15 protein-coding genes are annotated in these 18,905 nt (G+C 69.7%); 13 read left to right on the top strand and 2 right to left on the bottom strand.

Going from position 1 to position 18,905, the window contains the following annotated elements; genetic code table 11:
* Positions 1–359: 359 nt before the first annotated feature.
* Positions 360–821: a hypothetical protein gene (locus ACT535_RS02215; protein WP_476363201.1), complete on the bottom strand. Its 462-nt coding sequence runs from the start codon at positions 819–821 to the stop codon at positions 360–362.
* A 251-nt stretch (positions 822–1,072) separates the two neighbouring features.
* Here ACT535_RS02215 and ACT535_RS02210 point away from each other — a divergent pair, with 251 nt between their 5' ends.
* The 8 genes from ACT535_RS02210 to ACT535_RS02175 all read left to right on the top strand — a co-directional run bounded on the left by ACT535_RS02210 (position 1,073) and on the right by ACT535_RS02175 (position 9,900).
* The gene (locus tag ACT535_RS02210) at positions 1,073–2,413 is read left to right on the top strand and encodes an LLM class flavin-dependent oxidoreductase (RefSeq protein ID WP_476363200.1); all 1,341 of its coding nucleotides are present in this window, start codon (positions 1,073–1,075) and stop codon (positions 2,411–2,413) included.
* Positions 2,414–2,476: 63 nt separating this feature from the next.
* The gene (locus ACT535_RS02205) at positions 2,477–3,940 is read left to right on the top strand and encodes an FAD-dependent oxidoreductase (protein WP_476363199.1); all 1,464 of its coding nucleotides are present in this window, start codon (positions 2,477–2,479) and stop codon (positions 3,938–3,940) included.
* Between the two features lie 40 nt (positions 3,941–3,980).
* Positions 3,981–4,871, top strand: coding sequence for an ABC transporter permease (locus tag ACT535_RS02200; protein WP_476363198.1), 891 nt, complete (start codon positions 3,981–3,983; stop codon positions 4,869–4,871).
* A 37-nt stretch (positions 4,872–4,908) separates the two neighbouring features.
* Entirely contained in the window at positions 4,909–5,658 is a 750-nt protein-coding gene (locus tag ACT535_RS02195) for an ABC transporter ATP-binding protein (protein ID WP_476363979.1), read from the top strand.
* A 32-nt stretch (positions 5,659–5,690) separates the two neighbouring features.
* Positions 5,691–6,704 carry a PhnD/SsuA/transferrin family substrate-binding protein gene (locus ACT535_RS02190; RefSeq protein ID WP_476363197.1) on the top strand — a complete coding sequence of 338 codons (1,014 nt, stop codon included), beginning with the start codon at positions 5,691–5,693 and terminating at the stop codon, positions 6,702–6,704.
* A 24-nt stretch (positions 6,705–6,728) separates the two neighbouring features.
* Complete coding sequence (locus tag ACT535_RS02185; protein WP_476363196.1) at positions 6,729–7,748, top strand: type 2 periplasmic-binding domain-containing protein; 1,020 nt, start codon at positions 6,729–6,731, stop codon at positions 7,746–7,748.
* 17 nt (positions 7,749–7,765) lie between these two features.
* Entirely contained in the window at positions 7,766–9,148 is a 1,383-nt protein-coding gene (locus ACT535_RS02180; protein WP_476363195.1) for an MmgE/PrpD family protein, read from the top strand.
* 26 nt (positions 9,149–9,174) lie between these two features.
* Positions 9,175–9,900, top strand: a complete 726-nt coding sequence (locus ACT535_RS02175; RefSeq protein WP_476363194.1) for an SDR family NAD(P)-dependent oxidoreductase — start codon at positions 9,175–9,177, stop codon at positions 9,898–9,900.
* A gap of 53 nt (positions 9,901–9,953) precedes the next feature.
* On the opposite strand, the gene ACT535_RS02170 is transcribed toward ACT535_RS02175, so the two are convergent.
* Positions 9,954–11,591 carry a rhodanese-like domain-containing protein gene (locus tag ACT535_RS02170; protein ID WP_476363193.1) on the bottom strand — a complete coding sequence of 546 codons (1,638 nt, stop codon included), beginning with the start codon at positions 11,589–11,591 and terminating at the stop codon, positions 9,954–9,956.
* A gap of 130 nt (positions 11,592–11,721) precedes the next feature.
* Between ACT535_RS02170 and ACT535_RS02165 the strand changes: the two genes are divergently transcribed.
* The 5 genes from ACT535_RS02165 (at position 11,722) to ACT535_RS02145 (ending at position 18,873) form a co-directional block, all read left to right on the top strand.
* The gene (locus tag ACT535_RS02165) at positions 11,722–13,158 is read left to right on the top strand and encodes an LLM class flavin-dependent oxidoreductase (RefSeq protein ID WP_476363192.1); all 1,437 of its coding nucleotides are present in this window, start codon (positions 11,722–11,724) and stop codon (positions 13,156–13,158) included.
* Positions 13,159–13,394: 236 nt separating this feature from the next.
* A complete protein-coding gene (locus tag ACT535_RS02160; RefSeq protein ID WP_476363191.1) occupies positions 13,395–14,774 on the top strand; it encodes an LLM class flavin-dependent oxidoreductase in 1,380 nt (459 codons plus the stop codon).
* 121 nt (positions 14,775–14,895) lie between these two features.
* The gene (epsC, locus tag ACT535_RS02155) at positions 14,896–15,936 is read left to right on the top strand and encodes a serine O-acetyltransferase EpsC (protein WP_476363190.1); all 1,041 of its coding nucleotides are present in this window, start codon (positions 14,896–14,898) and stop codon (positions 15,934–15,936) included.
* 32 nt (positions 15,937–15,968) lie between these two features.
* Complete coding sequence (locus ACT535_RS02150; RefSeq protein ID WP_168457805.1) at positions 15,969–16,916, top strand: family 2A encapsulin nanocompartment shell protein; 948 nt, start codon at positions 15,969–15,971, stop codon at positions 16,914–16,916.
* A complete protein-coding gene (locus ACT535_RS02145; protein ID WP_476363189.1) occupies positions 16,891–18,873 on the top strand; it encodes a family 2A encapsulin nanocompartment cargo protein cysteine desulfurase in 1,983 nt (660 codons plus the stop codon). The genes ACT535_RS02150 and ACT535_RS02145 overlap by 26 nt, the downstream gene beginning before the upstream one ends.
* Positions 18,874–18,905: the final 32 nt, after the last annotated feature.

The following is an 18,905-nucleotide window of genomic DNA, read 5'->3' as shown; positions in this document are numbered from 1 at the left end:
AAGGCGTGGATGTAACAGCAAAGCTCGATTCAAACTGAGACCTCCCCCAGGGGGCAGCCTCGGCGGAGCGTGCGCGGGCCCTATTGCGTCTGCGCACGGGAGAAGGCCGCGCGGCCGGTTGCGGCCGCATCCACAGGATTGTGGTGAACATGCCTTCAAAGAGAGGGGCGACGACGAAAGCGGCGGACGCCTTGTCGGTGGGCGGCTTGAACACGAGGCTCACTCCGCCGCCCAGTCGAGCGCTCCCACAGCGACGAATGGCGCCGGGGCCCTCGATGCGCTCGAGATTCACCATGGACCGCGGTCGCCGCCAGCGTGGAGCCGGTCCAGAGACGCGATGAACACGGTGAAACCGGCGGTCAGGCGTTCAGCGGAGGCCCTTGCGACGTGCGTGGCTCATAACGCTGGAGGCCCGGTGCGGGCGGGCTCTCCATGCCGGAACGCGCGGCGGGAAGCGGTGCGGCTACGGGCTGGCCGGCCGCCACAGACATGGGCAGCAAGGGCGACAGCAAGGAGAATGCGCACAGCGGGCAGCAGGTGGAATGATCCGCGTCCGTCTGCCCCGGGCCAGAATGCCCCGGCTGGGGGTGGAAATTGTTCTGGATGGAGGCGCAAAGACTCGGGCCGGCGCCGTCCATGGCGGCGAAGGTCATGCGCTCCGTCGCCAGCCCCCCGACGATGACCTGCAGCAAAAAGGCATAGGCCAGCAGGACGCCAAACGCGCCGCGCGCCAACCTCGCCAGTTGCTGCCGCCCAACCACCGTCCGCTCCGTGAGTCCGATCCGTTGCGTCGATGTTAATGGCATCACGGCGCTTGTCATCCTGAAAGCGCGGGCGCGCGGTGGCGGCCCCGGTTCAGGACCGCTTAACGGCCTGACCAGGATGCACGCAACGCTGCGCCATTGCAGGCTTTGCAGGTTCTTCAGCTGCAGCGCCGGAATTGGCCGCGAGATAAATTCAATTAAATTTATAGACAAACTAATTCAGGTTCGTAGAGTAGCCGGCATCGATTGGTCGGCACCCGCATCGAACGCGCATCGCCCGCCGGTCTCCGTCCTCCGGGAGCGACGCCATGGCGGCACGCCAGCTGCATCTGAACGTGAACACCCTGAACGCCGGCTTCTACAGCTCGGCCTGGCGTGCGCCGTCGTCCGATCCCCGCGCCTATGCGGACATCGCCCATTACGTGAAGGTCGCGGAGATCGCCGAGCGCGGCACCTTCGACGCCATCTTCCTGGCCGACGTACCATCCTTTTCCGATCGTCCGGACCTGCGCCCGTTCCAGGCGCTGGAGCCGACTATCGTGCTGGCGCATGTGGCCGCCGCCACCGAGCATCTGGGGCTGATCGGCACCGCCTCCACCAGCTTCAACGACCCCTACAATCTCGCCCGCCGCTTTGCCTCCCTGGACATCGCCAGCAACGGCCGGGTGGGCTGGAACATCGTCACCACCGCCGATGCCTCGGCCGCGGCCAATTTCGGCACCGACCCGCTGGCGGCGCACGCCAGCCGCTACGAGCGCGCCGACGAATTCGCTGACGTTGTGACGGCCCTGTGGGACAGCTGGGAGGACGACGCCTTCGTCGGCGACAAGGCGTCCGGCCGATTCATCGACACCGCCAAGGTCCACCCCATCGAGCATCGTGGCCGCCACTTCTCGGTGCGCGGGCCCCTCAACGTGCCGCGCTCCGTGCAGGGCCGGCCGGTGCTGGTGCAGGCGGGCGGTTCGGCGGACGGCATCCGCCTCGCTGCCCGGCATGCGGAAGCCATCTTCTCCGTCGCCCATACGCTGGAGGAGGCCCTTGCCTTCGCCAGCTCCGTGCGCACGCAGGCCCGCACCTTCGGCCGCAGCGGCGACGACATCGTGATCCTGCCCGGCCTCGCGACCATCATCGGTTCCACCGAGGCGGAAGCCCGCCGCCGCGAGGAGGAACTGTGGGCGCTCAGCCCCGGCGACTACGGGCTACGGCGCGTTGCCGGCATCCTCAAGGTGGACCCGTCCTCGCTCGACCTCGACGGCCCGCTGCCGGAGGTGGCCCGCCCGGTGGACGGGATGCAGACCTTCTTCGATGCGCTGGTGGGCGCGGCGGACCGCGAAAAGCTCACGGTGCGCGAGCTCATCCGGCGCTTCGGCGGCTCGACAGGCCACCGCGTCATCGTCGGCGCGCCGGAGGCCATCGCCGACGACATCGAGGCCTGGTTCACCGCCGGCGCCGTGGATGGCTTCAACCTGATGCCGGACGTGCTGCCCGAGGGCCTCGAGGTCTTCGTGGATCATGTGGTGCCGCTGCTGCGCCAGCGCGGGCTGTTCCGCACCCATTATGCGGGCCGGACACTGCGGGAGCATTTCGGCCTGCCCCGCCCCGCCAGCCGCTTCGCCTCCGGAAAGCCGGCCGCAGAGCTGGCCGTCTGACGCCGACTGCGCGCGCATCGTCGCCAAAGCGGGCTGACCGCTCCTCATCCACGGGACCAGATTATGACCACGCCCGACATCGCTGCCCTCGCCCGCCTTGCCGCCCAGGCACAGGCCGATCTCGCCCGCATCGGGGAGACCGGAACGGATTGGGTGCCTCCGGCCGAGGGCATCGACCACAACGTGGTGGTGGTGGGTGCGGGCCAGAGTGGCCTTGCGGCCGCCTTCGGCCTGAGGCGCGCCGGCATCGGCCGGGTCAGCGTCATCGATGCGGCGCCGGCCGGTGGCGAGGGAATCTGGCGGGGCCCCGCGCGCATGACCATCCTGCGCACGCCCAAGGTGCCGCCCGGCCCGGAGCTGGGCCTGCCCAGCCTCTCGTTCCAGGCGTGGTACGAGGCGGCCTACGGGGTCGAGGCCTATGCGGCGCTGCCGACCGTGCCGCGTGAGATCTGGGCGGACTATGTGGCGTGGTTCCGCTCGGCGTCCGGCGTCGAGGTGCGCAATGGCGTCACCCTGGCGCGGGTGGAGCCGCAGGAGGGGCGGGAAACCGAGGGGCGCCTGCGGCTCCATCTCACGGCGGATGGGAAGACCTTCACCGAGACCACCCGCAAGCTGGTATTGGCCACCGGCATCGCCGGCGCGGGCGGGCCGTTGATCCCTGATGTGGTGGCGGGGCTGCTGGGCCACCTCTACGCGCACACCCACGATTTCGATCCCAAGGCCCTCGCCGGCCGGCGCATCGCCATCCTCGGCTCCGCCGCCTCGGCCTTCGACGCGGCGGGTGCGCTGCTGGAGGCCGGCGCGGGGGCGGTGGACCTGTTCTCGCGCGGTACCGACCTCGCGCGCGGTTCGGCCCTCAAGCCGTTCGGGTTCTTCGGCGCCTGGGAGCATTTCCACGCGCTGCCAGATGCCGACCGCTGGGCGGCGATGGCCCACTTCCGCCGCCGCGCTTCCTTCCCGCCCCAAGCGGCGGTGAAACGGGCGGTCGCCCATGCCAACTTCCGCATCCACCTCGACGCCGGCCGGCGCGCGGTGGAGCCGCACGCGGAGGGCGTGCGCATCACGCTGAATTCGGGAGCGACCTTCGACGCCGACTTCATCCTGGTCGGCACCGGCTATCAGGCCGATGCGCGGCTTTTCCCGCCCTTCGCCGATTTCGCCCCTGCCATCGCCCGCTGGTCGGACAAGGTGGCGGTGGAGCCCGAGGATGCCGCGCTCGCCAGCGCCCCCTACCTCGGCCCGGCGTTTGAGCTGGTTGAGACGGAAAAGGGCGCGGCGCCCTTCCTCGCCGACATCCACTTCCTCGCCTTCTCGGCCATGACCAGCACGGGGCGGCCTGTCGGAGACATTGCGAGCCTGCGCCACAATGTCCCGCGTGCGGTGGCCGCCATCGGCCGCGACCTGTTCGTCGCCGACCGGGCCAAGCATCTCGCGCGCTTCCTTGCCCCCGTGGGCACCGACGATTTGCCGCGCGATCTCTACGCCGGAGCGCTCGCGAGCGCTGACACCCTGGCCGCCGCCGAATGAGCCGCCGCCTGCCCCCACCCATTCGCTCCGGAATGCCGAGATGACCGTCCAGCAACCGCCACCCGCCTTTGTCGCTACCGCCCCGGGCCAGCCGCAGCAGGTGGTCGCGCTCGATCTGGTGGACCTCAGCCCGCGCGGCGCAGCGACGCCCGCCCGCTCGCGCTTCGGCAAGACCGCGCGCTTCGCCTCCCGCGCCTTGGTGCCGGCGCTGCTGCTCGCCATCTGGCAGGCGAGTTCCAACCTCGGCTTCGTCGCGCCGGAGGTGCTGCCCTCCCCGGCCGACATCATCTCGGCCTATGCCGAGCTGATCCGCACCGGCGAACTCCAGGCCGCCATTCCCGCCTCCCTCGCCCGCGCGCTGACCGGCCTCGCGCTCGGCGCCAGCGTCGGGCTGGTGCTCGGCCTGTTCGCCGGCCTGTGGCGGGTGGGCGAGGAATTGTTCGATGCGCCGCTCCAGATGCTGCGGACCATCCCGTTCATCGCCATGATCCCGCTCTTCATCATCTGGTTAGGCATCGGCGAGCAGGCGAAGATCGCGCTCATCTTCGGCGCCACCATCTTTCCGGTCTATCTCAACACCTATTCCGGCGTGCGAGGGGTGGACCAGAAGCTGATCGAGGCGGCGCGGGTGTTCGGTCTCTCCCATGGCCGCATCGCCACCCGCGTCATCATCCCCACGGCCCTGCCCTCCATCCTGGTCGGGCTGCGCTTCGCGGCCGGCGTGTCACTGCTGGCGCTGGTGGCGGCGGAACAGATCAACGCGCGCTCGGGCATCGGCTTCATCCTCATCAACGCCAACCAGAACCAGCGCACCGACATCATCATCGCCGGCATCATCGTCTACGCGCTGCTCGGCATCGCCATCGATCTCGTGATGCGGGTCGTGGAACGCCTCGCCCTGCCCTGGAGGCCCAGCCTTGTCCTTGCATAGCTCCTCTCCTGTCGCCGAAGCCGTGCCGCTCACAGGCATCGACCTCGCCGCGCCGCCCGCGCCCGTCCAGCCAGTGGCCGTCCGCCTGGACGGCGTACGCCGGGTGTTCGGCTCCCGCGCGGTGCTGGACGGTATCGACCTGGAGGTCCGGCGCGGCGAGTTCGTCTCCCTGCTCGGCCCCTCGGGCACCGGCAAGACGACGCTGCTGCGCATCCTCGCCGGGCTCGACCGGGCCGATGGCGGGCGCGTGGAAGTCGCCTCCGCCCGCTCGGTGGTGTTTCAGGAGCCGCGCCTCGTTCCGGCCAAGCGCGTGTGGCAGAACGTGGTGCTCGGCCATGTGCAGAACCGCGTCACCCGCCGCCTCGCCGCCGCGGCGCTGGAGGAAGTGGGCCTCGGCCGCCATGTGGACGTGTGGCCCAAGACCCTCTCCGGCGGCGAGGCGCAGCGTGTGGCCCTCGCCCGCGCCTTGGCCGGCGAGCCCAACCTCCTGCTGCTCGACGAGCCCTTCGCCGCCCTCGATGCGCTGACCCGCATCCGCATGCACGATCTCGTGGCACAGCTCTGGCGGCGGCACCTGCCGGCAGTGGTCCTCGTCACCCACGACGTGGACGAGGCCATCCTCATGTCCGACCGGGTGATCGTTCTGTCCGGCGGCGGCATCCGCTTCGATGCGCGCGTGCCGCTGGAGCGCCCACGCAAGCGCGGTGACGCCGGTTTCGCCGCGCTCCGCTCCCGCCTGCTCGCCGAGCTGGGCGTCGCCTCCCCGGAGACCGGCGGCCACGCCTGACCCTTCCCGTTTTCGATCCGGAGCCTTTCCCAGTGACACTCTCCCCGCGTTTCTCCCGCCGCCACGTCCTCGCGGCGGGCGCCGTTCTCACCTCCCTGCTCGCCGCCCCGGCTTCCGCCGAGGAGCGCGTCAAGCTCCTCATCGGCTATCAGGACCTCACCGTGCCCTCCACCGTCACCGCCTCCAAGGTGCTGGAGGGCGCGCCCTATGACGTGGAATGGGTGATCCTGCCCGGCCCGGCGGCGCAGCTTTCGGCGCTCTATTCCAAGAATATCGATGTGGGCCACATGGGCGACACCTCGCTCATCATCGAGCAGGGCAAGGCCAAGGACGAGTGGGTGGAGGGCAATCCCCCGCTGCAGATCATCGCCGGCTGGCGCGCCAATGACGGCAAGTATCCGCCCATCGTCACCGTGGTGCGCACGGATGCCAAGATCGACACGCTGGCCGACCTGCGGGGCAAGAAGTGGTCGTACAATTTCGGCGGCTTCAACTATCTGCAATACGTGCTCACCGGCCTGAAGGCGGGGCTCACGCCGAAGGATTACGAGGCCGTGCAGCTCGGGGACCAGAACGCCAGCGCCGCTGCCTTCAATTCCGGCCGGGTGGACGCCTTCTCCGGCTCCATCGCGCCGGTGGGTGAATCCATCGAGAAGGGCGCCACGCGGGTGCTCATCACCAGCGACGAGCTGGAGATTCCGGCCCTCAACGTCTTCACCGCCCGCGGCGATGTGCTGAAGGACCCGGCCAAGCGCGCGGCCCTCGCGGATTTCCTCGCCCGCGTGCGCACCCACTGGACCTGGTACGCCGACCATCTCGACGAGGTGCAGAAGCTTTATGAGGAGAAGGTCAAGCAGACCCCGGCGCGGGCCAAGCTCACCACCCTCTACCAGAAGGCCACCTTCCAGCCGCTGGACGAAAAGCTCGTCGCCCGCGAGCAGAAGATCGCCGACATCCTCACCGAGGCTGGCGCCATCCCCAAGAAGATCAACGTGAACGTTGAATTCTATCGCGGCTTCAATTCCTCCACCGTCGGCGGCAACTGAGCGGCGAGAAAAGGGAGACCACATATGGCTGCCCCTCTTCCGCCCGCCGCCGGCCGGCTTTCGCGGCGCACCCTCCTTGCCGCGACGGGCGCCGCCTTGCTCCCCGGCCGCGGCGCCGGGCAGGCGGGAGCGGCGGACGTGAGCCTCAAGGTCGGCTATCAGGACTCGACCCTGCCGGAGCTGGCCCAGGCGTCGGGTGTGTTCGAAGGGGCGCCCTACAAGGTCGAATGGGTGGTGCTGCCCGGCCCCGCCGCGCAACTCACCGCCGCCTATTCCAAGGCCATCGACCTCGCCCATCTCGGCGACACCTCGCTCATCATCGAGCAGGGCAAGTCCGCCGATGGCTGGGCCGGCGGGCCGCCGCTCCAGATCATCGCCGGCTGGCGAAATCTCGACGCGCGCTATCCCCGCATCGTCACCGCCGTGCGCAGCCGCACCGGCGCGAAAACGGCGGCCGAGCTGAAGGGCCTCAAATGGGGCTTCAACTTCGGCGGCTTGAACTACGTGCAGTATCTCCTCGCCCGACGGGCGGGGGGCCTCACTACCGCCGACATCGACCCCATCCAGTTTGGCGACGGCAATGCCGCCGCCACTGCCTTCAACGCGGACCACGTGGACGTCTATTCCGGCCTCGGCGCGCTGGTGGGCGAGGCGGTGGAGAAGGGTCAGGCGCGCATCGTTCTCACCAGCGACGACCTCGACATTCCCGCCCTCGGCGTGTTCGCCGCCCGCACGGACGCCATCGCCGATCCGGCGCGGCGCGCCGTGCTGCAGGATTTCGTCGGCCAACTGGCGCGTTATTTCGCCTGGTATGCGGACAATCTCGACACGGCCGAGCGCATCTATATCGACAGGGTGAAGCAGAGCCCGGCCCGCGCCCGCTATTATGTGGAGTTCGGCAAGGCGCGGCTGCGCCCCATCGATGCCGAGCTGATCCGCCGCGAGCAGAAGATTGCCGATGCGCTGCTCGAGGCCGGTGCCATTCCCCGCGCCATTGATGTCTCGTCCGAGTTCAACACCACCTTCAACGCCGCCGTGAACTGAACGGCGCCGGAGGGACCATGACCATCTCCGTCAGCCCAAAGGCAGCCGGGGTGCGCGCCGACGTTACCGCCGCCGTGGTGGAAACGCTTCAGCGCATCCGGTTCGAGGACATCCCGGCCCGCACCATCGCCACCACCAAGCGCGTGCTGCTCGATACGCTCGCCGTTGCCTGGGCGGCGGCGGATGCGGCCGGCGTCAATGCGGCGCGGGCCCTCGCTTTGCGCGGCGCGCCGGGCCACGCCAGCCTGTGGGGCGAGGGCGAGACGCGGCGGGAACCCTCCGCCGCCGCCTTCTACAACGGCACGCTCGCGGCTGCGCTCGATTTCGACAGCCTCGCTGGCTTCGTCCATGCCGACATCATCGTGGCGCCCGCCGCACTTGCCGTCGCCGAGCAGCAGCGGCGCAACGGGCGCGAATTGCTGGCCGCCCTTACCCTTGGCAACGAACTGGTGGTGCGGCTCGCGGCGGCGACGCGCACCAACCGGGGCTTCTTCCACACGTCCATCGCCGGCGTGTTCGGCGCCGCGCTCGCCGCCGCGCGCCTGCGCGGGCTCGACCCAGACCGCACCCACAACGCCCTCGGCATCGCTTTGTGCCATGCGGGCGGCACCCAGCAGAGCCATGTGGAGCAGCGCCTCACCAAGCGCCTGCAATCGGCCTTCGCCGCCCGCGACGGCATCATTTCCGCCGATCTCGCCGCCCTCGGCACCACCGGCCCGCGCGCAGTCTTCGAGGGGCCGTACGGCCTGTTCGCGTTGTTCGAGGAGGGGCGGCCGGAAGAGGTGCTGGACGGCCTCGGCCGGCGCTATCTGATCGAGGACACCGCGCTCAAGCGCTTCCCCGCCTGCGGCTGCAGCCATGCGGCGCTTACCGCCGCGCTGGAGATCGTCGCGCGCGAAGGCATCGGCGCCGCGGATGTGGCGCGGGGCGAGATCGTGCTCACGCCTTATATGGCTCGCCTCGTGGGCGGCGCCTTCGCGCCCGAGGCCAATCCGCAGGTAACGGGGCAGTTCAACGTGCGCTACGGCGTCGCCGCCGTCCTCGCACGCGGCGGCTTCGGCCTCTCGGACATCGAGCCGGCGGCGGTGCTCGACCCGGCCATCCGGCCGCTGGTGGACCGCCTCACCGTACGGGTGGACGAGAGCCGCACCGGGACCTTCGCCCCCGCGGACGTCACCATCGAGACCCACGACGGCCGCCGCCTCTCCCATCGCGCCGAGACCGTGCCCGGCAGCCCCGAGGCGCCGCTGGGCGAGGACGAGATCCACGCCAAGCTGGTCGCCGCCTTCAGCTACGGCCGCAACGCGCTGCTGCCGGCCCGCATCGAGGCGCTGGTGCAGCGCATCCACCGTCTGGAAGGGGTGGACGACGTTTCCACCCTGTTCGACCAGGTGCTCTGAACGGCACCCATCCAACGAGGCCCCCAATGGCACATGATTTCAAGGACCGCGTGATCTGGATCACCGGCGCCGGCGGCGCCCTCGGCCGGGCGAGCGCCGAGACGCTGGCGGCGCAGGGGGCGACTGTCATCGCCTCCGGCCGACGGGCGGAGACGCTGCCCTCCGCCGAGCGCATCATCCCGCTTGCCGTGGACATCACCGATCCGGCGGCCGTCGATGCGGCCGCCGCGGAGATCGCCCGGCGCTTCGGCCGGTTGGACGGGGTGGTGACCTCCACCAACCTGCCCATCTTCGGCGACTTCCTGAAGCTTACGGATGCCGACTGGCTGAAGGTGATCGACGCCAAGCTGCTCGGTACCGTGCGCGTAGTGCGCGCGGCGCTGCCGCACCTCATCGCCTCCGGCAAAGGCAGCGTCGCGGTGCTGAGCGGGCGCGGCGGCATCGAGCCCTCGCCGCAGCATCTGCCAGGCTCCAGCGTGAACGCGGCGCTGATCCTTTTGGTACGGGGCCTCGGCACCGTCTACGGGCCGCAGGGCGTGCGGGTGAACGCGGTGTCGCCCGGCCCCATCAAGTCGCCCCGGCTCGACGCGCTGAACGCCGCCGGCACCGGGGCGCCGCCCGACACTGCCCTTCCCGGGCCGGGCCTTCCCTCGGACGTCGCCGACGCGGTGGCGTTCCTGCTGTCGGACGAGGCGCGCTACATCACCGGCTCGAACCTGTTCGTGGATGGCGGCGGCCGCGCCCTGTCCTGACCGATCTGAAAAAGCGGAAGGCCGCCGGAGGAGCATCCGGCGGCCTTCGTGTGTCAGGGATAGACCTTGAAGGCGATGGTGTCGTCGCGCTCGATCTGACGGATCAGGTCGATCTCCCACTCGAGATAGCGGCGGAAGGCGGCATGGCGGTCGCCGGCTTCCTGATAGGGCGAGCGCCACACATCATCGGCGGCGTGCAGCAGCGCGCTCTCGCCGGTCTCCAGCGGCAGGCCGATGGCCTTCCAGGCCGCAGTTCCGCCTTCCAGCACCGACACCTGCCGGCCCGAGCCGGCCAGTTCCGCCGCCGCCAGCGCCGCGAGCTTGCCGTCCGCCGAGGTGAGCACCAGCGGGCGCGGTGGCAGGGTGTCCAGCCCCTCCGGCAGGCGCGAACGCACGGCAAAGCGGGCGCCGGGAATGTGCCCGGCCGCATAGGCCAGGCTCGTATCGAGATCGAGCACCACCACCGCATCCTTGGCGATGAGCCGCTCCAGTCCCGCCACCTGGATCACCGCCACGGTGGGCGCGCGGCCAAGCAAGACCTGGGGTTCCTGCCCCCGCTCCAGCCGCTCGCCGGCATCCAGGCCGATCACATAGACCTCGCCGACACCGAGCTGGATCAGCCACGAGGCAGTGATAGCGGCGCGCACGCCGTCGGCGTCGTCCACCAGCACGATGCGGGCGTTGCGGGTGCCGACCCAGCGGTCCGTGGCCTGCACCAGTTGTCCGCCTTCCGCCCAGAGCGAACCCGGCAAATGGCCGGCCTCGTATTCGGCGCGGGTGCGCACATCGAGGACATAGAGGGTGCGCGAGTCGCGCTCCGCCTCGAACCGGGCGAGTCCCGCGCGGTCCAGCGTGCGGATGCCGAAGCGGCGGGTGAGGCGGGCGACGCTGGCGCGCGCCTTCTCAAGCTCGGCGGGGCCGGGCGCGGGCACATCGGCCCGGTCGCCTTGGGCGAGGTCGTAGCCCTCGAACAGCCAGGCCATGGTGCCGTTCTCCAACGCCACGACCTTGTTGGGAATGCCGGCATTGATGAGCGTCTGCGCACCGATGATGGAGCGGGTGCGCCCCGCGCAATTCACCACCACCAGCGTCTGGTCGGAGGGCACGAGACCGTGGACACGGAACGGCAGCTCGGCGTTCGGCACCGCGTGGGCGCCGGGGATGTGGAAGTTCTCGAACTCCTGGAAGGTGCGCCCGTCGAGGATCACGATGTCCTCGCCGCGATCGAGCCGTTCCTTCACCTCGCGGGCGGGCAGGCGGGGCGTGCCATAGGCGTGCTCCACGAATTCGCCGAATGCCTTGGAGAGCACGTTGGAGCCGGTATAGGCGATGCCGCCGGCAGCTTCCCAGGCGGAGACACCGCCCGAGAGCACGGAGACGTCCGAATAGCCCAGCTCGGCAAGCCGTCGCGCGGCGCGGGTGGCGAGGTCACCGGCACCGCCGTCCGTCACCACCACCGGCGCACCGAAGCGCGGCAGGAGGACCGCGGCGCGCAGTTCGATCTGGCTCAGGGGCAGCGGGACCGACTGGAGGATGTGGCCATCGCGGGAGCGCACGCCCTCTTCGCGGGCATCCACCAGCGCGATTTCTCCGCCGCTGGCGAGAAGCTCCCGCAAGTGCTCGACGGTGATGAATCGATAGGGCTCAGACAATGCGGCAGGCTGGTTTTGGAGCGCGGCGGTCGCGGTCATGGCGGTCTCCCGGAGAGGTGTGGGCCGCTATCCTTCCTGTCTTTATTTATAAATTCAATGGAATTTATTGACTAAAAGAGTCGACCCTGCTCTCCTGCGCTCTCGTGAAGCCGCCGAACGGAATGAGACGATGACGCAGACGCCCGCCCCGGAGACCCCCGGTCGAAAGAAGGAAATCCGCGTCAACGCCTTCGCCATGGCCTCGCCGGTGCACCACTCGCCCGGCTTGTGGCGGCATCCGGAAGACCGCTCGCTCGATTACACCACGCTCGGCTACTGGACCGATCTCGCCCGCACGCTGGAAGAGGGCGGTTTCGACGCCCTGTTCATCGCCGACAGCATGGCCTCCAACGACGTCTATGGCGGCTCCTACCACGCGGCACTGAAGGTGGGCGCGCAGCTCCCCAAGCTCGACCCCATCGTGGCGGTGTCGGCCATGGCGCGGGTGACGCAGAATCTCGGCTTCGGCATCACCAGCAATGCCCTCTACGAGCCGCCCTACCCGTTCGCCCGGCGCATGTCGACGCTGGACCATCTGACCAAGGGGCGCATCGGCTGGAACATCGTCACCGGCCATACCACCTCCGGCTCCCGCGCCGTGGGCGAGAAGGCGCTCACGCCCCATGATGCGCGCTACGATATCGCCGACGAATATCTCGATGCCGTCTACGCCCTGTGGGAAGGCAGCTGGGACGATGACGCGGCGGTGCGGGACCGCGCGAATCTCGTCTTCGCCGATCCCGCGAAGGTGCGGCCCATCGTCCATCGCGGCCAGCATTTCCAGGTGGAGGCGATCCACCTCTCCGAGCCGTCGCCCCAGCGCACGCCCGTGCTGTTCCAGGCCGGCGCCTCGACGCGCGGCCGGGCCTTCGCGGCGCGCCATGCGGAGTGCATCTTCGTGAGCGGGCCGACGCCCAACGTCATCGCCCCGGTGGTGGCCGACACCCGCGCCCGCGCTGCCGCGCTGGGGCGCGATCCGCGCGAACTCCTGTTCTTCTCCATGGCCACCACCATCGTGGGCGCCACCGAAGAGGAGGCGCGGGAGAAGCTCGCGAGCTACCGCCGCTTCCTCAACCCCGAGGCGGCGCTGATCCTGTTCTCCGGCTGGACCGCGATCGACTTCTCGAAATACGACCTTGATGCCCCCATCCGCTTCGACGACCGCTCGCAGGGCTTGGTCTCGGCGCTGGAAGCCTTCTCCATCGCCGATCCGAACCGGGTGTGGACGGTGCGCGAACTCGCCGAACACAACGCCATCGGCGGGCGCGGTCCGGTCTTCATCGGCTCGGCCGCGCAGGTGGCCGACCAGATCGAGGCCTGGGTGGAGGCGACCGACGTGGACGGGCTCAACCTCAGCTATGCGGTGACGCCCGGCGGCTATGCGGATTTCGGCACCTATGTCGTGCCCGAGTTGCGCCGCCGCGGCCGCTTCAAGCAGAGCTACGCCGCCGGCACGCTGCGCGAGAAGATCTACGGCGCCGGCCGCAACCGCCTGCCCTCGAGCCACCCTGCCGCCGCCTTCCGCCCCGTCGGCGCGCCTGTCGCCGACACGCGCGCGGCGGTCTGACTCCGGGAGCAAAGCGCATGTCCGCCGATGCCTTCGGGGCCATGGCCCTCATGTTCGGAGCCGTCTGCGCTCCTGAAATCGCGCCTGTGCCGGCTCATCGCCCGGATCGGCGCAAGAGCACACCGCCCCGCGCGCCGGGAGCATCTGCTCCTGTCATCCGGAAGGCCTCGCTGCGCGTCGCCCTCGCATCCCTTTTTCAGCGCTGACGCCCGAAGGCGCCCAACTCCCGAGGCTTCATGACCCGCCAGATCCGCCTCAACGGCTTCATCGGCTTCAGCCCGGTGCATCTCTCGCCCGGCCTGTGGGCGCATCCCGCGAGCCGCGGCGCCGACTACAACACGCTCGATTACTGGGTGGACCTTGCGAAGGTGCTGGAGCGCGGCAAGTTCGACGCCCTGTTCATCGCCGACGGGATCGGCATGCACGACGTCTATGGCGGCACCGCGGACGCGGCGATCCGCTCCGGCGCTCAGTTTCCGAAGCTCGACCCGCTGATGCTGGTCTCCGCCCTCGCCCATGAGACGCGCGATCTCGGCTTCGGCATCACCGCCTCCACCACACACGAACTGCCGGCGGTGCTCGCGCGGCGCTTCTCGACGCTGGACCATTTCACGCAAGGCCGCATCGGCTGGAACATCGTCACCGGGTACTCGGACAGCGGCGCCCGCGCGGTGGGGCGTGAGAAAGTGCTCGCCCACGACGCGCGCTATGACCGGGCGGATGAATTCCTGGAAGTCGCCTACAAGCTCTGGGAAGGGTCGTGGGAGGACGCCGCCGTGGTGCGCGATCGCGCCTCCGGGATCTTCGCCGATCCCTCGAAGGTCCACCGCGTGCGGCACGAGGGCCGGCATTTCGACATCGACACCATCCACCTCACAGAGCCCTCGCTCCAGCGCACACCCTATCTGTTCCAGGCCGGCGCCTCGCCGCGCGGGCGGGCATTCGCGGCGCGCCATGCGGAGGCAGTGTTCGTGGGCGGGCCGACTCCGGCGGGCATCGCGCCGGGCATCGCCGACATCCGGGCGCGCGCGGCGGCTCTGGGGCGCGATCCGCGCGACATCGCCGTCTTCACCCTCGCCACCGCCATCCCCGCCCGCAGCCGCGCGGAGGCGGAGGACAAGCTCGCCGACTATCGCCGCTACACAGATCCCGCGGGCGTGCTGGCGCTGTTCTCCGGCTGGACCGGCATCGATTTTTCGACCTTCGACCTCGACGCGCCGCTGACCCTCAGCGAGGTCAAGGAGAATGCGGTCCAGTCGCTGCTGGAGACCTTCACGGTGGCCGAGCCGGACCGGATATGGACGCTGCGCGATATCATCGCCCACAACGGCATCGGCGGGCGCGGCCCGCTCTTCGCCGGCACGCCGGCCGACATCGCGGACGAGCTGGAAGCCTGGGTCGAGGCGGCAGACCTGGACGGCTTCAACCTCTCCCACGCCTTCTTCCCGGACACCTTCACCGACGTGGTGGACCTGCTGGTGCCGGAGCTGCAGCGCCGCGGCCTCTACAAGCAGGACTACGCGCCGGGCACCCTGCGCGGAAAGCTCTCCGGTTCCGACCGGCTGAAGGAGACCCATGCCGGCGCCGCCTATCGCAGGCTGAGCGCGGCCGCGTGAGAGGCCAAAAGCGTCGGCCAATCTGTCGGTCGGCTAATATCAATTAATTCTGGTGATTAACTGGACAATACAGCTTGGCCGTGTCATCGATGGTGCATCGGCGCGCAAGAGGGGGCATCCGGTGACGGCCAAGGGACGCGACGGCCAAGGGGTGATCGAACGGGCCGATCAGAGAGATGGCGTCGCCTTCCACGATGGCGAGCGGAGCGATGGGGGCGCGGGCGGCAGCGCTGTCCCCTCGGGCTGGAACCTCGCCCCGGTGGTCGCGGCACTGAAGCTGTCGCGGGACGTCCAGCACAACATCCGCCACCGCGGCCTTCTGCGCCCGCCGCCCTTCCGGGAGGCCATCGTCTCTGCCCTGCAAGGGCTCGCGGCGGCGCTGTTCCCGGCACACTACGGCCCACCGGGGCTTGCCGCCGAAACCATCGACTATTTCGTCGGCGCCACCCTCAACGACGCGCTGACCACCCTCGCCGAGCAGACCCGGCGCAGCCTGCCCTTTTCCACCCGTGAGGCGCGCTCCGAAGCGGCGTTCGAGCGCGAGGCCATCGAGATCGTCCGCGCCTTCGCCCAGCAACTGCCGGAGATCCGCGCCCTTCTCGTCAGCGACATCCGCGCGGCTTATGAGAACGATCCGGCGGCCACGGGCTTCGCCGAGATCCTGCTGGTCTATCCCGGGCTCACGGCAGTGGTGCACCACCGCATCGCCCATGCGCTCTACGGGCTCGGCGCCGGCTTCCTCGCCCGCCTCATCTCCGACATCGCCCATTCGCGCACGGGTATCGACATCCATCCCGGCGCCAGCATCGGCGCCAGCTTCTTCATCGATCACGGCACCGGCGTCGTCATAGGCGAGACCACCATCATCGGCGAGCGGGTGCGGCTCTATCAGGCGGTGACGCTGGGCGCGCGCAATTTCCCGACCGACGCCTCGGGCGCCATCATCAAGGGCGCGCCGCGCCATCCCATCATCGAGGACGACGGGGTGATCTATTCGGGCGCGACAGTGCTCGGGCGCATCACCATCGGCCGTGGATCGACCATCGGCGGCAATGTCTGGCTCACCCATTCAGTGCCGCCGGGCAGCCATCTCACGCAGGCGCAGAACCGCTCGATGGGCGGCGCGGGAGACCCCGCGCCCGGCCTCACCGCAAGCACCTGAGCGCCACTGCATCATTTCAACGGGGAGCCCGCATGACTGAAGAGCCTGCCATCAGAAGGACGTTGAACGAGGCCGCCGCCCGGCAGCTCGCCAATGCCACGAAGACCCGCGCGCAATGGTCCGGCATCACGCCGCGCTGGCTCGTCTCCTTCCTTCCGTGGACGCCGGTGGAAGCCGGCATCTACCGCCTCAACCGCGTGAAGGAAGCCAACGGCGAGATCGCCGCCGACGTGGAATGCTCGCCCCGCCGCGACCAGGACCCGGACCTGCCGGAGACCTTCGTGGACTATGAGGAGGCGCCGCGGGAATATTCCCTCAATGCGGTGACCACCATCCTCGACGTGCAGACCCGCGTCTCGGACCTCTATTCCCACCCCTACGACCAGATCCAGGAGCAGCTGCGCCTCCTCATCGAGAAGGTGAAGGAGAAGCAGGAGGCCGAGCTCATCAACAATGCCGAGTACGGCCTTCTGACCAACGCGGCACCCTCGCAGAAGATCGCCACCCGCACCGGCGCGCCGACGCCGGACGATCTCGACGAGCTCATCACCAAGGTGTGGAAGGAGCCGGCCTTCTTCCTCGCCCACCCGCGCGCCATCGCCGCCTTCGGCCGCGAATGCACCCGCCGCGGCGTGCCGCCGCCCACAGTGACGCTGTTCGGCACCCCGTTCCTCACCTGGCGCGGCTTGCCGCTGGTGCCGTCCGACAAGCTCTATGTGGACGAGAACGGCAAGACCAACATCCTGCTGCTGCGCACCGGCGAGAAGAAGCAGGGCGTCATCGGCCTGTTCCAGCCGGGCGTGCCCGGCGAGGTGGCGCCGAGCCTCTCGGTGCGCTTCATGGGCATCAACCGCAAGGCCATCGCCTCTTACCTGGTCTCGCTCTACTGCTCGGCCGCCGTGCTCACCCACGATGCGCTGGCGGTGCTCACCGATGTCGAGGTCGGCAAGTATCATGCCTATCCTGACACCTACGCCTGAGCCGGGGGTGCCCGAAGGCGCTGCGGATTTCGGGGCGGACGATTTCGGCGCGGGTGCTGCGCCGGCATCGCCGCCGCCGGGCTGGCCCGATCCGCAGGTGCTACAGCAGATCGCCAACGCCTTCTTCCAGGCGGGGCCTGCGTCTGCCGCACCCGAGGCTGCGCCGCATCTGGTGACGCTCCCCTCCGCACCGCCGAGCCCGGCCGACGTGCCGGGCCTGCCCGCGACCACCCTCGCGGCCCAGCATCTGCCGTCGCGGCCCCCCTTCGCCGCGCCGGACCTGCCGCCCGTCACCATCCCCTCGGTGGTGCCGACGCCGAACATCCCGCCCCCGCCCGCTCCGGCGGCGGTGGCCGTTCCCGGCCTAGCCGGCGTACCCCAGCCGGGAGGTTCGCCCGCGGTGTCCCTGCCGGGCCTCGCCAGCGGCTTCGGTGCCGGGCAGGTGCCGGCCGGTCTCGGCAGCGTGATCGCCCTCGACAGCCGGCGTCCGCCCGCGCCGTCCGGAGTGGCGGGGGATTTCGGCGCCGATGCCGGAGGCCTCTATTTCCTTGACGAGGCGCGCGCCCATGCGCCCGTGCCCGCCTCTGCGTCCCCGCCGGTGGAACCCAACGTACCGTCAGCCCCCGCCCTCCCCGGCCTCCCGGCCGTACCGGCGCAGGCCCCGGACTTCGGCGGCCTTTCCGCGGCCCTTACCCCTGAACTGGTGCCCGACCTCGGCCCGCAGACGCGCCCGTTTGATCCCCACGCGATCAAGCGCGACTTCCCGATCCTGCAGCAGAGCGTGCACGGCAAGCCGCTGATCTGGCTGGACAACGCCGCGACCACGCAGAAGCCGCAGGCGGTCATCGACCGGCTGACGCATTTCTACGAGCACGAGAATTCCAACATCCACCGTGCCGCCCACGCCCTCGCGGCGCGGGCGACGGATGCCTATGAGGCGGCCCGCGAGAAGGTGCGGCGCTTCCTCAATGCGGGCTCGGTGAAGGACATCATCTTCGTGCGCGGGGCCACTGAGGGCATCAACCTCGTGGCCCAGACCTACGGCCGGCGGCATGTGAAGGAGGGGGACGAGATCGTCGTCACCCATCTGGAGCACCACGCCAACATCGTGCCGTGGCAGCAGCTTGCCGCCGAGAAAGGCGCGCGCCTGCGCGTCGCGCCGGTGGACGACACGGGGCAGGTGATTCTTGAGGAGTATGAAAAGCTTCTCAATCCCCGCACCCGCATCGTCGCGCTGGCGCAGGTGTCGAACGCGCTCGGCACTGTCGTTCCGGTGAAGGAGATGGTGGCCATCGCCCACCGCCACGGCGTCTGCGCGCTGGTGGACGGGGCGCAGTCCGTCTCCCACATGGCGGTGGACGTGCAGGCGCTGGACGCCGACTTCTTCGTCTTCTCCGGCCACAAGGTGTTCGGCCCCACCGGCATCGGCGTGGTCTACGGCAAGAAGGATGTGCTGGCCCACCTGCCCCCGTGGCAGGGCGGCGGCAACATCATTGCCGACGTGACCTTCGAGAAAACCATCTACAACGGCCCGCCCGAGCGATTCGAGGCCGGCACCGGCAACATCGCCGATGCGGTGGGGCTCGGCGCGGCCATCGATTATGTCGAGAGCATCGGCATGGAGGTGATCGCCCGCTACGAGCATGAGCTGCTGGTCTACGCGACACAGCGGCTGCTCACCGTGCCCGGCCTCAAGCTCGTCGGCACGGCCGCGGACAAGGCGAGCGTGCTCTCCTTCGTCCTCGACGGTTGCCGCACGCAGGATGTGGGCACGGCGCTGGATCGGGAAGGCATCGCGGTGCGGGCCGGGCATCACTGCGCCCAGCCCATCCTGCGCCGGTTCGGGCTGGAGAGCACGGTGCGGCCCTCCCTCGCATTCTACAACACGACCGACGACGTGGACGCTCTGGAAACTGCCTTGAAGCGCATCCAGAGCAACCGCGGCTACCGGCTCTGACCTCTCCCCGCCCCGGCCGACCGCCGGGGCGG

Source organism: Xanthobacter sp. DMC12 (assembly GCF_056314105.1).
Note: the sequence above shows the minus strand (reverse complement) of the source record. Positions and strands in the feature narration are given on the sequence as shown.

Coding starts and splice junctions, on each gene's coding strand:
- ACT535_RS02215 (WP_476363201.1), bottom strand. CDS start 821: ATGACAAGCGCCGTGATGCCATTAACATCGACGCAACGGATCGGACTC.
- ACT535_RS02210 (WP_476363200.1), top strand. CDS start 1,073: ATGGCGGCACGCCAGCTGCATCTGAACGTGAACACCCTGAACGCCGGC.
- ACT535_RS02205 (WP_476363199.1), top strand. CDS start 2,477: ATGACCACGCCCGACATCGCTGCCCTCGCCCGCCTTGCCGCCCAGGCA.
- ACT535_RS02200 (WP_476363198.1), top strand. CDS start 3,981: ATGACCGTCCAGCAACCGCCACCCGCCTTTGTCGCTACCGCCCCGGGC.
- ACT535_RS02185 (WP_476363196.1), top strand. CDS start 6,729: ATGGCTGCCCCTCTTCCGCCCGCCGCCGGCCGGCTTTCGCGGCGCACC.
- ACT535_RS02180 (WP_476363195.1), top strand. CDS start 7,766: ATGACCATCTCCGTCAGCCCAAAGGCAGCCGGGGTGCGCGCCGACGTT.
- ACT535_RS02175 (WP_476363194.1), top strand. CDS start 9,175: ATGGCACATGATTTCAAGGACCGCGTGATCTGGATCACCGGCGCCGGC.
- ACT535_RS02170 (WP_476363193.1), bottom strand. CDS start 11,591: ATGACCGCGACCGCCGCGCTCCAAAACCAGCCTGCCGCATTGTCTGAG.
- ACT535_RS02165 (WP_476363192.1), top strand. CDS start 11,722: ATGACGCAGACGCCCGCCCCGGAGACCCCCGGTCGAAAGAAGGAAATC.
- ACT535_RS02160 (WP_476363191.1), top strand. CDS start 13,395: ATGACCCGCCAGATCCGCCTCAACGGCTTCATCGGCTTCAGCCCGGTG.
- ACT535_RS02150 (WP_168457805.1), top strand. CDS start 15,969: ATGACTGAAGAGCCTGCCATCAGAAGGACGTTGAACGAGGCCGCCGCC.
- ACT535_RS02145 (WP_476363189.1), top strand. CDS start 16,891: ATGCCTATCCTGACACCTACGCCTGAGCCGGGGGTGCCCGAAGGCGCT.